This window comes from Nocardia suismassiliense, from assembly GCF_900269665.1.
In the GTDB taxonomy this organism is placed as follows: domain Bacteria; phylum Actinomycetota; class Actinomycetes; order Mycobacteriales; family Mycobacteriaceae; genus Nocardia; species Nocardia suismassiliense.
Window position 1 is genome coordinate 1991596 of sequence record NZ_LT985361.1, and the last position, 13930, is coordinate 2005525.

The window sequence follows — 13930 nt, forward strand, 5'->3', positions numbered from 1 at the left end:
TTGCGCGTCAGGGCCGGGTGGCGAGATAGATCGTATTGGTCGACCGCCCCCGGGTGAGCGGGTTGTCGAAGGCGACCTCTTCCGCTGCCACGTCGGTGAATACGGATTCGAGGACGGACCGGAATTCGTCGTCCGGCGCGTCGTCGGACCACAGGGCGAACGCGCCGCCCGGGGCGATATGCGCGGACAGCGCCCGCAGGCCTTCCTGGGTATAGAAGGGCGCGTGCGGATGATGCAGCACATGACGCGGTGAGTGGTCGATGTCCAGCAGGATCGCATCGTAGGTCCGCCCCGGACGTTCCGGATCGAACCCCACCGTGCTCGCCGCCGCCGCGAAAAAGTCGGCACATACCAACGTGATTCGATCGTCCGCCGCCAACCCAGCAGTGTCAGGCAACAAATCGCGTTCGTGCCAATCGATAACCGCAGCCGAGTACTCGATCACCGTAAGCCCCCGAACCCGCTTGTCCGCCAACGCTTCCTGCGCGGTATACCCCAACCCCAACCCACCAACAAGCACATCCAGCTCCACCCCCACAGTCCGCGCAAGCCCCAACCGAGCAAGCTCACGCTCCGCCACCGTGAACAAACTCGACATCAAATACTCATCCCCAAGCTTGACCTCGAACACATCCACCCGCGCCGTCGGATCGAACCGCCGCCGCAAACTGATCTCCCCCATCGCAGTCTCCTGCCAACCCAGTTCCTCGAAGTGTGCACTCATCGCAGTGACGATAGGCGCTACGCCCCGCCCGCTGCGCGCACGGCGCGGAGGACAGGCCACAGCCGAGGGGCATGGCTGGGCTGCCTGTGGTGGAATCTGCCTCGTGAAGGTTCGGCAGTACTGCTATTTCGCGGTCAAGAGCGAGGTCGTGTCGGCGGCGGAGGTCGGTGCGTGGTTGGGGATGGATGCGGATGCGGTCTTGGTGATGGGGAGTAAGTCGGCGGAGCGGCGCATTCCGCGCTGCCACTCGTGGAAGATCATTGAACGCGACGCCGGATGCAGTGCCGATGGAATCGGTGATCAGATTCAACGCTTGGTGGAGCGGTTGAGTCCGGTGCGCGACCGGTTGATCGAGCTGACGGCGCGCGATGAGGTCAGCTCGGTGCTGCAGGTCGTTCGCTACTTCGGTGATCCGGACGGCGTCAGCGGTGCACCTGACGGCTCGTCGCCTGAGCAGGCCGGGCAATGGTCTCGGCCGTTCGGGTGGCACCTGTCGATGGCGGTGCTGGAGTTCTTGTCGGCGACTGGAACCGAACTCGACGTGGACGAGTACGACTTCAGCGATGACTCGGATGGGTGACAACGCTGGGCCATGCGACGATGCGGGTGCGCGGGCGGCGGCAATCGCGGACAACCTGAAATACCTACTGAATCAATGGGATCCGATCGGTGTGGCTGATCTGGTGGACGACGAGTATGAATGTTTGGTGGTCCCGCTGTTGATGCGGCTGGGTGCGGGGGAGGGGCGGGCTGAGATCGCTGAGTTTCTCTGGAACGACCTCGAGGAGCACTTCGGGCTGAATCCGTATCACCATCGGGAGCATTACGGGGTGGATGGGTTGGCCGATCGTCTTGTGGCGTGGTGGGCCGTCGTCGCTGCGGCATGATCGGGGCGCGGCGGGATGTGTGCGAATTGCAAGTGGATGGACATCGAACGGTCACTGCCGGTTCAGCGGGGCGGGTGGCATCCGCTGTACCGTCGGGCATGACCTCCGAAGTGATCGCTGCGGCGAATTACCCAGGCGGAACTGCTGTGGCCCGGCGGTCTGTGGCGGATCGGGTGCGGGCGTGGACGGTGCTGCTGTTGTCGGCGGTGCCGACGGCGGCGTTGGTGACGGTGTTGCTGTACGGCCTCGGCCGGGCGGCGGGAGTCGAGCTGCCGGGTGCGCTGGCGGCGGCCTGGTTGCTGGTGTGTGCGGTCTGGTCCGCGGTGTGTTCCCGCGGCTCGGACCGCCGGTGGGCGGCGCGGCTGGTCGGGCTGCGACGACCGACGTCCGATGAGACACGCAAGCTGGTTCCTGCTTTCGAGAACGCTGCGCACAAGGCCGGTGTGGCCGCCGCGTCCTACACGCTGTGGGTGCGGGAGAAGGACCGGCGGTTCGTGGTGCCGGGCCGGACGATCGCGGTGCCCGCGGAGTCGCTGCGCCTGCTCGAACCGCGTGAGTTGGAAGCTGTGCTCGCGCATCAGCTCGCGCAACGAGTGCAGGGACGACTGACGTTCTGGCAGTTGGTGTTTCGCCACTACAATCTGCCCGTCATCTGGATCGAGCGCGCGTTGATGTCGGGTCTCGGGCTGGCAGCCGTCGGCGAGGCGATCGCGCGACGGCTGCCCGCGCGGGGCTCCCGGGTTTTCTCGGTCGGCTGGACCGTGTTCAGCAGGGTGCTCGTCGCCTGCCCGGCGGTCGCGGCGACCACGGTGATCGTCGGCCTCGCGCCCGCCGTGCTGCTGCGACTGATACCCGAGGTGGTGGCGCTGGTGCTGATACCGATCGCCGACCGCATCGAATATCGGACCGATCAGATCGTGGTCGATCTGGGGTATGGGCCGGAACTGGGTGGTGTCTTGCAGCACTCACACGCGCCGCACCCCACGCGGGCACCACTGAGCCTGCTGTCGGTCTCACTGTGCTGCCCGAAAACCCCACCGAGCAAACGGATTCGGCGTATCCGCGACCGGCTCGACGAACTGGCGCGGCGGTGGAGCCCACCCAAGCAGTAGCAGGGGCTGTGGACGCCCGCCTTACGACCGTGGCACCTGCCTAGAGCCACGAGCAGGACGGCGGCCAGTACTCCACCGAGTAGTCCCGCTGGAGAACCTGCGGTCAACGCCGACGAATCCTGTTGGCAGCAGCCAGGATTGGGCCAGCCGCAACCACGGCACCACCTCCGAGTCGGGTATCGGTGGCCAGTATCCATCGAACCGTCTTCATCGCCAGCGTCAGCACCTCGCTACCGCGCAACCGCATGTCCGCCTCGAACCGACTGACAGCCACCGTGAGCGCGGTGGTACCCGCCGCGACCTCACCCAGATTCGCAACCAAACTCGCGGCATCACGGATGGCCGCACCAGCCCCCATGCCCGCGGTCGGCGGGGTCGCGTGCACGGCATCGCCGAGCGCGGTGATGACCCCGGCCGGCCAGGGCGCGAGGTCGCGTGCCCGAGTCGAGGCCGCGTTGAATCGAAACGCGGCCACACTGTCCGGGTCGGCCCGGGCAATGACCTCGAGCGAACGTTCGCTCCAGCCGACGCGACGGAACCAGGTCAGCAGCTCCTTCTGGAGCACCCCGCCGGGAGCGTCACGCATCGCGTCGGTAGCGGCGGACTCGGGAAACATGGCTCCCCAGATATAGGTAGGCCCCACCGTGACCGCCGTCCGTAGCCCGGGTGCATCGAGCACCGCGTTACCGGCCGGATCGAGATAGCCGATGTACAGCGCCGCACCCCGCGGACCGATGGCCAGCCCGGACCGCGGCCCGAGCCGCTCTCGCTGGACCGAGCTGAGATCACCGACGGAAGTCCGCCCGGAAAACCCGATGATGCCGGCGGGCGCGTTGGTCGGTCCGCCGGCCAGATAACGAGCTACCAGCGAGTGCGCACCGTCCGCTCCCACCAGCAGATCACCTCTAACAGGTGCCCCGTCCGCGAACAGCACCTGCGGTGCACCGTCTTCGGCCCGACCGACCGCGGTGACGGTCCGACCCAGCTGGAGATCGGCACCGACCGCCTCGGCCAGCAGCGTCCGCAACGTGATCCGGTCGACGTCCACACTGGCGTCGCCGCTGAGATCCCGCCCGTGCCCGAGCAAGCGTCCGCGCCGATCCCACAGCACGTCCGGTTCCCGCAACCGCAGCGCCGACGCGGAAGCCAGCAACCGTTCGAAGATCTCCGGCGCGACTAGTTCCCGCAACGCCTCCTGCGCCCGCCCATCGAGCGTGATGTGGTAACCGCCGGTCGCGGCCACGTCGGTGTCGCGGTCGAAAACCGCCACGTCGAATCCGTTTCGACGCAGACCGGCGGCCAGCGCGAGTCCGCCGATCCCACCTCCGACGACGATGATGCGCATCTTGTTTCGGCTCCTCTGGTCGATGTCGAACAACCTTCGGACGCGAGACTGCCACCGGTAGTGGACACGGAATGTCCACCATCGGTCATCATGTGGCGGTGGCCGATACCTCCCGCCGAGCGCTGCGCTTGCTGTCGCTGCTCGCCACCCGCCGCCGCTGGTCGCTGCCCGAACTCGCCGCGCGGCTCGGCGTGAGCGAACGCACCGCACGGCGCGACATCGAGACACTGCGGTTGCTCGACTACCCGATCCGCCCCGTGCACGGGCCTACCGGTGGTTACCAACTCGGCGCCGGTCACACCCTGCCGCCGCTGTTGTTCGACGACGAGCAGGCGATCGCCGTCGCAGTGGCGTTGCAAACCGCCCCGAGCACCGTCTTCGGCCTCGGCCAGGACGCCGCCCGCGCACTGGACACCCTCGAGCAGGTGATGCCCGCCAGACTGCGCGCGGCCATGGAATCGCTGCGGCTGACCAGGCTGCAAAACTATTGGGAGTTCCCGGGTCCGCCCATCGCGCCGGATGCGCTGAAAACTGTCGGCAGAGCGGTGCGCCACCAGCACCTGCTCGTCGTCGAAGCGCTGCGGGCCGACGGCACGCGCCCCGATCCGCGCGATGCCGACTTCATCCCGCCGCGCCGCATCGAGCCCCACCACCTGGTGGTCTGGGCCGGCCGCTGGTACCTGGTCGCCTACGACCTCACCGAGAGCACCTGGCGCGTGCACCGGGTGGACCGCCTGCACCTCCAGACACCGACGGGTACACCGTTCACCCCGCGAGGTCTCCCCGGCGGCGACGTCGCCCACTTCGTCATGACCAGCCACGACCGCGGCGACACCCCCGCCGAATGGCAATGCGTCGGCACCGCACGCCTGCGGCTGGCCGCCGAGACGGTGGCCCGCTGGGCGCCCGGCGGATCCGTCGTCGAATACCTCGATCCGCAGCACTGCCGGCTCACCCTCGGCGCCTGGTCCTGGGCGGGTGTCGCGGGCATCCTCGCCACCTTCGACACCGAGCTCACCGAAGTGGAGCCACCGGAACTGACAATGGCCTGCCACCGCCTGGTGCGGCGGTGGCAGGCCATCGGGAACAGCTGAGCGATCAGGCAGTCAGGCCCATACCCTGCGCCAGCAGCGGCCAGGACTTGTGCAGCGCCTCTTCCCAGTACGGCCAGTAGTGCGTGCCGACCGGGTTGAACTGGTAGGTCGCCGGGATGTTCAGCGAGTCGAGCTTGTTCTTCAGATTGGCGGTGCAGCCGTTGACGGCCGCCTCGATGATCACACCGAGACCGAGGTTTGCCACGCCCGTCGGGCCGGGCGCGCTACCGAGGTAGTAGTTGACGTCGTCCAGCATCGGGATACCGCTGCCGCTGGAGACGTAGAGCAGGGTGCCGCGCAACTTCTCCGCGTTGATCACCGGGTCGTTCGCCGCCCACTGCGGGTCGTTGGACGGACCGTACATGTTCTCGGTGTTGCCGCCCGCCCACGTCTCGGTGGCCAGTTTCACGAACTGCTGACCGGCCGGATCGGCGATCTGCGCGCAGCCGCTGTATGCGGCGACGGACTTCCACAGGCCGGGCTTGGCCTCGGCCAGCTGCAGCACCGAGGTGCCGGAGGTCGACAATCCGGCGAGCGCATTGAGGCCGGTGGATTGCAGCGTCTGGTCCAGCAGCGGGGGCAGTTCCTCGGTGAAGAAGGTCTTCCACTTGTTCACGCCGAGCGCCGGGTCGGGCTTCTGCCAGTCGGTGTAGTAGCTGCCGCGACCGCCGATCGGCGACACGACGTTGACCTGCTTGTCGGCCAGCCACTGCAGCGCGTCGGTCTGCGCCTGCCAGCTGGCGGTGCCGATGCCGCCGTCGAGGCCGTTGAGCATGTAGAGGTTCGGTGCCGACTTGCCCTCGTCGGCCGGACGCTGCACGTCGACCGGGATCTCGGTGTTCATCGCCGCCGAGTACACCTTCAGGTGCCAGGTGCGCCCCTCCTTGGTGATGGAGGTGACGGCCGACGGCTTCTGCGGTTCGGCCGAGGCGGTGGCGCCGAGCAGGCCCGCGGACAGCATGGTGGCGAGGGCGACGACGGTGGTCCGCAGAGCAGCGGTGTGGCGTAGTGCGGAAAGCTTCATCGAACGTGCATCTATCTAGTACTCCCTATGGCTTGTAGCTTCGACCGGCGCGCGGACTGCCCCAATCCCCACCCACTGCGTCTTCCGTAGCGGCAAAACTGTTACACATCGCTGCCGCTCTGTCGGACGTAGTCGGGCTGCGCTGCTCCTACTGTAAGCGGGCGCACAACCGGCCGCGCACGGTACTCAGGCCTGCAGTGCGGCCGGGGTGACTGTTGAATCCCTACGGGCACAAGCCAAGTGGGCCGAAGCGGCTTTCATTGCGTGGGGTTGCCGGTGTTCCGTTGCGGCTGGAGAGTCGCGAAGGTGCTTTTAGCAGAATGTGGCGATCATTGCTCCGCGCAAACGTAATTAAATCATCATAGTTTTCTAATAATACTCAAATGATATATATGCGGTAGATCACCTGGTTCGCCTGTATAGTAGTTGATAGCAAATGTCAGGCAATACGTAAGCAATGGGGCTATTATCTACTCGGCTTCGCAATGTTAACTATAACTGAACACGGTCGTGCACGTCGGCCCGCCCGGCGTCGGGTCTCGGCGGAGTCGTGGTGTGCTGCCTACGCACAGGCTCGAACTGGTGGCGGCGATGAATCGTCTGTTCGGCCGAAGTCTGGTGACGCGCTGAAGCCGAGTGGCGTTCAGGCGTCTTCGAGTGCGAAATGTCGACCATTTACGGTACGATTTTCTGGAAAGAGCTATTAGGCGGCTATTTCCATCGTGGACGCTCGATGTAACGTTTACCGGTCGGGATCATGATAGGAATCCGACGGCTGGGAGCGACGGCGACGTCTCCGGTCCCGAAACATCTATACGCCACTAACTGGTCACGTGACCAATAGTCGGCGGTGAACAGTGGCAATCTGCCGAGTCAGGCAATGTGTAGGAGAGATAGGTGTGAGGGATAACGCGTCCGGGCCAGTGCGGGAACCAGTACGCACGCGCCCAGTGCATACGCGGCGGCCCAAGGCGGCGACCCTGCCTCGGCTGTTGGCGGTGGCGGTGGAGTCCGACCCCGATGGTATTGCCATAACTTTTCGGGGGTCGGCGCTGCGCTATCGCGAACTCGACGATGTCTCGTCGCGGTTGGCGCGGTTATTGATCAGTCGCGGCATCGGTCCCGGAGACCTGGTGGCGGTCGCGGTCGCCTCGCCGCTCGGCGCGGTGTCGGCGATGTGGGCGGTGGCGAAGACCGGCGCGGGCTTCGTCGTGATCGACGCGCGCGCCTCCACGCAACAGGCCGAGTACCTGCTCTCCGATACCAGGCCGGTGCTCGGCTTGACCGCAGGCACACCATGGCTCGACCTCGGCTCGAAGACGAATCAGCACGGCTCGATCGACTGGCTGATGGTCGACGACCCCGGCACGCGAAGCGAACTCGCCCAGCTGCCCGGCGATCCGGTGACACACCAAGACCGCGTGCGCCCTATTCAAGACGACGACATCGCCTGTGTGACCGCAGGCTCGACTGGTGTCTTCGATGCCGTGCCCATCACGCAGGCAGCGGTGGTCGCGATCGGCGCCCGGCCGCAACGATGTCCGGAATCGCTCACCGAGTTCTTCACCACGGTGTTTCCCCGCGCCTTCGCGCCACGGCCGGCGCAGACGCTCCCGCAGCTGTTCGATGACGTGGTGGCCGCCCACCCGGACGCGATCGCGGTCAAGTTCGGCACCGAGACACTGACGTACCGGGAACTGGAAGCGCGAGCAAACAGGCTGGCGCGCAAGCTGATTGCGCTGGGTGTCGGTCCGGAGAAGCTGGTTGCGGTGGCCATGACCCGATCGCTGGACCTGGTGGTCGCGTTGCTCGCGACGGTCAAGGCCGGCGGTGCTTACCTGCCCGTCGACCCGGCGTACCCGGCCGATCGCATCGCCTACCTGCTGGCCGACGCCGAGCCGATGTGTGTGGTGACGGGGCCGGGGATCACCCTGCCCACCGCGACACCCTCGATCGAGCTGGGCGGCAGCGACTTCGGCATGGACGCCGCGCCGATCGGTGATGCGGACCGGACGGCCGCCCTCCGCCCGGAAAACCTTGCGTACGTGATCTACACCTCCGGTTCGACGGGCCGTCCCAAGGGCGTGCAGATCCCGCACCGCAATGTGGTGGCGCTGTTCGCGAACACCCGATCGCAGTTCGGCTTCGACCATCGTGACGTGTGGACGATGTTCCATTCGTACGCGTTCGACTTCTCGGTGTGGGAGCTGTGGGGCGCACTGCTGCACGGCGGCACGTTGCTCGTCGTGGACTACGAAACATCGCGGTCGCCAGCGGAATTCATCGAGTTGCTGCGCACCGAGCGGGTGACCGTGCTCAATCAGACGCCTTCGGCGTTCTACCAGTTGGCCGAGGCGGACCGCGACGCATCGGCGAACGCCGAGGTCGTTCCATTGGCATTGCGGTACATCGTTTTCGGGGGAGAGGCACTCGAGTTCCACCGGCTCGACGACTGGCGCGCGCGGCACGCCGCGACGCAGCTGGTGAACATGTACGGCATCACCGAAACAACCGTGCACGCGACCAGCCATCAGGTGTCGGCGACCAGCCGCAGCGTAATTGGTTCTGCCCTACCGGGTTTGCAGGTCTGGGTGTTGGACGACCGCTTGAACCCTGTCCCGACCGGAGTGTCTGGCGAAATCTACCTCGCGGGTATGCAATTGGCGCGGGGTTATCTCGGGCACCCGGGTATGACGGCGGGACGGTTCGTCGCGAATCCCTTCACACCCGGGGGATCCCGGCTGTACCGCTCCGGTGACCTCGCCACGTGGAATGCCGACGGCGACCTGGTGTATCTGGGTCGGGCCGATGATCAAGTGAAGGTCCGCGGGTTCCGCATCGAACTCGGCGAGATCGAGGCCGCCCTGCTCGCGTTGGCGGCGGTGCACCAAGTCGCGGTTGTCGTCCGGACCGATTCTCCGGGCGATCAGCGCATCGTCGCGTATGTGGTCGGACAGCGGGAGGTGGCGACGCTGCGCAGCGAGCTGGCCAGGGTGCTGCCCGATTACCTGGTTCCGTCGGCGTTCGTCGCCGTCGATGCATTACTGCTGACCGCACATGGCAAGTTGGATCGGGCAGCGCTACCCGCACCGGTGGTCGAGACCGCGGTATTCCGTGCGCCGGAACATCCGCTCGAGCAAACGGTCGCCGACGTGTTCGCGACGGTGCTCGGCGTCGACCGAACCGGCTTGGACGACAACTTCTTCGCCCTCGGCGGCAACTCGCTGCTGGCCACGCAGGTCGCGGCCCGGCTCGGCGCGGCACTGGACGCACGGGTGCCCGCGCGGCTGCTGTTCACCGCGCCGACGGTGGCCGCGCTGGCTGCCGAGCTGGGTCGGCTTCTTAATGCGGGCGGCCGCCGGGCACTGGTGACAGCGCCTCGGCCGGAACGGATTCCGCTGTCGATGGCACAGCAGCGCATGTGGTTCCTGAACCAATTCGATCGCAGTTCGGCGGTCTACAACATCCCGGTCGCGGTGCGGCTGACCGGCGACCTGGCGGTCCCGGCGCTGCGCCGTGCCATCGACGATGTGATAGCGCGGCACGAGATACTGCGCACGGTATATCCACAGCACGATGGTGTGGCCTACCAGTCGATCCTGCCCGCCGAGCAGGCCGTCCTCGATCTCACACCGGAACCCGTCGAGGCCGCCGCTGTGCTGTCGCGGATCATCGAGGTGGCTTCCGCCGGGTTCGATGTCGCGACCGAGATTCCGTTGCGCGCCGGCCTGTTGCGGATCAACACATCCGAGCATGTCCTAGTGCTCGTCGCCCACCACATTTGCAGCGACGGATGGTCGATGGCGCCGTTGACTCGTGACGTGATGGTGGCGTACGCGGCCAGATGTGCTGGTGCGGAGCCGGATTGGGCGCCACTGCCGGTGCAGTACGCCGATTTCAGTCTCTGGCAGCGTGCCACGCTCGGTGCCGAGTCGGACCCGGGCAGCCTGATCTCGCAACAGGCCGAGTATTGGCGCGCCACGCTGGCCGGCCTGCCCGATGAGCTCGCCCTGCCCTTCAACCGGCCGCGCCCGGCCACGCGATCGTTCGCCGGCGGGCAGGTGCTGTTCTCGATCGACCCCGAGGTGCAGCGCGGAGTGGCCGAGCTCGCCCGTGCGCAGAGCGCGACGGTGTTCATGGTGCTGCACACCGCGTTCGCGCTATTCCTGGCCCGCTGGTCGGGCACCGACGACATCGCGGTCGGCACGGTGGTCGCGGGCCGTGGCGAGGCCGAACTCGATGCGGTGGTCGGTATGTTCGTCAACACACTGGTGCTGCGCACCCGGGTCCGTGCGCAGGACGATTTCACCGCGTTGCTCGAGCAGGTCCGCGACGATGATTTGCGGGCGTTCGAGCACGCGGATATCCCGTTCGAACGGCTGGTGGAGACGTTGAACCCGGCCAGATCCACCGCCCGCAATCCGTTGTTCCAGGTCGGGTTCGCCTTCCAGAATCTGCCGGAATCCACCTTCGAGCTGCCTGGATTGCGCGTCGCCGCAGTCGATTTCGACCCCGGCATCGAGAAGTTCGATCTGTCGCTGGCCGTCGGGGAGACCGCCGCCGGCATGGCCGCGCAATTCTCCTTCGCGCGAGAGCTGTTCGACGAAGCCACCATCTGGGTGATGGCGGGTCGGTTCACGCGGTTGCTGTCCGCGATCGTCTCGCGGCCGCGGGTACCGGTGGGCGACCTCCCGCTGCTCGCCGACGACGAGTACGCCGCACTGACCCGGGTCCAGCCCGCCCAGGCGATGACGGGTGCTCTGATGCCGGATCTGCTGCTGCGTGGTGTGCGGTGGGGCCGCGACCGGATCGCGGTGCGGGACGGGGGCCGATCGATCACGTACGGCGAACTGGATGATTCATCGGCCCGGCTGGCGCGATTCCTGATCAATCTCGGTGTCGGCCCGGAACGTGTTGTCGCGCTCGCCTTCCCACGTTCTTACGAAATGCTGGCCGCAGTGCTGGCGGTCGCCCGGACTGGTGCCGCGTATCTCCCGATCGATCCGGCGTATCCGGCGGATCGCGTGCGGCACATGGTGACCGATGCGTCGGCGGTGATCGGGCTGACCGCCACCGAATACGTCGATCGCCTGCCCGAGGAGCTGACGTGGCTTATGCTCGACCATCCGGCTATCGAGGCCGGGTGCGCACGGCGGTCCGCGCGACCGATCACCGATGCCGACCGGACAGTCCCACTGCGCCCGCACAATCCGGCGTACCTGATCTATACCTCCGGTTCGACGGGTGTGCCGAAGGGCGTGCTGGTCACCCATGCCGGGCTGGCCGGGCTGATCGAGCACACGGTCGGTGTCCTGGAACTCGAGCCGCAACATCGCCTGCTGCACTCGATTTCGCCCAGCTTCGACCCGGCGGCATTGGAGTGGATGTGTGCGTTGTCGGTCGGCGCGACCCTGGTCATCCTGCCGCCTGCGGTGATCGGCGGACCCGAGTTCGCTGCGGTGCTCCGCGACGAACGGGTGACGCATTGCAGCGTCACCCCGGCCGTATTGAGCACGGTCGATCCCACCGGTGTGGCGACCGGGACCCTGTTGGTCGGCGGTGATGTCACCGCGCCGGAACTGGTGGCGAAGTGGCAGCCGGGCCGCAGGTATATCAACGCCTACGGGCCGACGGAGGTCACCATCGCCGCGACCTTCGGCGCCCAGACCGCGGGTCGAGACATCACCATCGGCGGGCCGGGGCAGGGCGTGTCCGCGTTGGTGCTGGATCGGCGGTTGCATCCGGTGCCGCCCGGTGTCACCGGTGAATTGTATTTGGCCGGTGGGACATTGGCCCGTGGCTATCGCGCGCGGGCCGGGCTCACGGCGGAACGATTCGTCGCGAATCCCTGGGGCGAGCCGGGTGCGCGCATGTTCCGCACGGGAGACCTGGTGCGCTGGTGCGTGCCGGAACAGCAGGGCGAGGCCTCCCTCGCTCCTCGGGAGTTGAAGTACGTCGGGCGTTCGGACTTCCAGGTGAAGATCCGTGGCTTCCGCATCGAACTCGGTGAGATCGACGCGGTGCTGGGCGGCCACCACAGCATCGACTTCGCGGTCACGGTCGGCCACGAAACTCCCACCGGCGAAACGGTTCTGGTGGCGTATGTGCGTGCGATACCGGGCGCGGAGTTCGATGCGGATCGGCTCACCGCATACGCCGAGCGCAGCTTGCCACGGCATATGGTCCCGGCGGTGATCATGGAACTCGACCGTCTTCCGCTGACTCCCGCCGGAAAGTTGGACCGAAAGACGTTGCCCGAGCCACGGTTCGACGCGGTAGCGTTCCGGAGGCCGTCGACGCCGATCGAAGAGCTCGTCGCGGCGGTGTTCGCGGAGGTGCTCGGTGTCGAGCAGGTCGGTGCGGACGACGACTTCTTCGCCCGCGGTGGCACCTCGCTGCTCACCTTGACCCTGCAACACGCGCTGTCGGCCCGGCTCGGTGTCGAGCTGCCGGTGTCGGCGCTGTTCAGTGCCTCCACCGTGCGCAGCTTGGCCGCACGCATAGCCGGTGAGGATGCACCGGTGCACAGTCCGGCAATGATTGCCGCCGATGCCGTACTCGGACCGGATATTTCGGGGGTCGGCATCGCGCCGATCCACCAGGGGCGCGCACGTGACGTACTGCTGACCGGAGCGACCGGTTTCGTGGGGGCGTACCTGCTACGGGAACTACTCGACCGCACCGACGCCGTCGTGTGGTGCTTGGTTCGGGCGGACACCGTCGCTGCGGGACGAGACCGGATCTACCAGGCGTTGCAGCGGTATCGGCTGTGGGGCGACGTCCCGGAGTCCCGGATCGTGCCGGTGCCGGGCGATCTCGCGGCACCGTCGCTGGGGCTGTCCGGCACCTGTCACGCCTGGCTCGCCGAACGGATCGACGTCATCTATCACAATGGCGCTCAGGTCAATCACCTCGAGCCGTACGCCCGGCTGCGAGCCGCCAATGTCGAAGGAACCCGAGAGGTGTTGCGACTGGCGACAACTCACCGGGTCAAGCCCGTGCATTTCGTCTCCACGATCAACACGGTGATGTCGACGGTCCACGCCGACGCCGCGGTCGCCGAGGACACTCGAATCGATGCCGCCGAACTGCCCGCACAGGGTTACACCGCGAGCAAATGGGCGGCGGAGCAACTGATCCTGCAGGCGGGGGAGCGTGGTGTGCCGATCAAGATCTATCGGCCTGGCCTCGTCTCCGGTGACTTGCAGGTCGGCGTGAACAGTGCCGACGACTCGTTCTGGAACATGATCCGAGCGGCGGCGATCCTCGGCATGGCTCCCGACGTGGGAGCGGCGACGATCTCGCTCGCCCCGGTGACCTATGTGGCGCGGGCCATCGTCGAGATCTCCCTCGGCACCGCACCCGACACCGCCTACCACCTGGTGAACGAGGTACCGCTCGCGATCCGAGACATCTTCGAGTGTCTGCGTCGTCACGGAATACCCATCGAGACAGCATCTCTCGACGCCGTACAACTGCGACTAGCCGAGCAGGCCAACGCCCGCTACCTGACAGGTGACGACTCGCTGGTGCGTGCCGCACTGCTCGGCGGCAACTACGCGGGCGGCACGGCCGACCTCGTGGTGGACTGCGCCAACACCAGACGGGCACTCGCGGGCAGCGCGATCACCTGCCTGCCGATCGACGCGAGCGTGCTCGACACCTATATCGGCGCCTTCATGGCATCCGGATTCCTACCTACCCCGATCGGAGCCCCCACCGAGTAGCTCCAGCGTGCGGTCAA

General features: G+C 66.7%; 8 protein-coding genes. 5 read left to right on the forward strand and 3 right to left on the reverse strand.

The features are described from left to right. Positions 1 to 7: 7 nt before the first annotated feature. Entirely contained in the window at positions 8 to 724 is a 717-nt protein-coding gene (locus DBO33_RS08940; protein ID WP_107654612.1) for a spermidine synthase, read from the reverse strand. Between the two features lie 103 nt (positions 725 to 827). Between DBO33_RS08940 and DBO33_RS08945 the strand changes: the two genes are divergently transcribed. From DBO33_RS08945 to DBO33_RS08955, 3 genes are all read left to right on the forward strand, one after another. After that, positions 828 to 1304: a DUF4279 domain-containing protein gene (locus tag DBO33_RS08945; RefSeq protein WP_107654613.1), complete on the forward strand. Its 477-nt coding sequence runs from the start codon at positions 828 to 830 to the stop codon at positions 1302 to 1304. Beyond that, positions 1297 to 1611: a hypothetical protein gene (locus DBO33_RS08950; protein WP_107654614.1), complete on the forward strand. Its 315-nt coding sequence runs from the start codon at positions 1297 to 1299 to the stop codon at positions 1609 to 1611. Before DBO33_RS08945 ends, DBO33_RS08950 begins: the two co-directional genes overlap by 8 nt. 98 nt (positions 1612 to 1709) lie before the next feature. Beyond that, on the forward strand, positions 1710 to 2723 hold the full coding sequence (locus DBO33_RS08955; RefSeq protein ID WP_159080165.1) for a M48 family metalloprotease: 1014 nt from the start codon (positions 1710 to 1712) through the stop codon (positions 2721 to 2723). Positions 2724 to 2826: 103 nt separating this feature from the next. On the opposite strand, the gene DBO33_RS08960 is transcribed toward DBO33_RS08955, so the two are convergent. Next, the gene (locus tag DBO33_RS08960; RefSeq protein WP_107660095.1) at positions 2827 to 4068 is read right to left on the reverse strand and encodes an FAD-dependent oxidoreductase; all 1242 of its coding nucleotides are present in this window, start codon (positions 4066 to 4068) and stop codon (positions 2827 to 2829) included. A gap of 71 nt (positions 4069 to 4139) precedes the next feature. Here DBO33_RS08960 and DBO33_RS08965 point away from each other — a divergent pair, with 71 nt between their 5' ends. After that, positions 4140 to 5162, forward strand: coding sequence for a helix-turn-helix transcriptional regulator (locus tag DBO33_RS08965; RefSeq protein WP_234390744.1), 1023 nt, complete (start codon positions 4140 to 4142; stop codon positions 5160 to 5162). 4 nt (positions 5163 to 5166) lie between these two features. On the opposite strand, the gene DBO33_RS08970 is transcribed toward DBO33_RS08965, so the two are convergent. After that, complete coding sequence (locus DBO33_RS08970) at positions 5167 to 6186, reverse strand: alpha/beta hydrolase (protein ID WP_107654616.1); 1020 nt, start codon at positions 6184 to 6186, stop codon at positions 5167 to 5169. 950 nt (positions 6187 to 7136) lie between these two features. On the opposite strand from DBO33_RS08970, the gene DBO33_RS08975 reads away from it, so the two are divergent. Further along, entirely contained in the window at positions 7137 to 13913 is a 6777-nt protein-coding gene (locus tag DBO33_RS08975; RefSeq protein ID WP_159080166.1) for a non-ribosomal peptide synthetase, read from the forward strand. Positions 13914 to 13930: the final 17 nt, after the last annotated feature.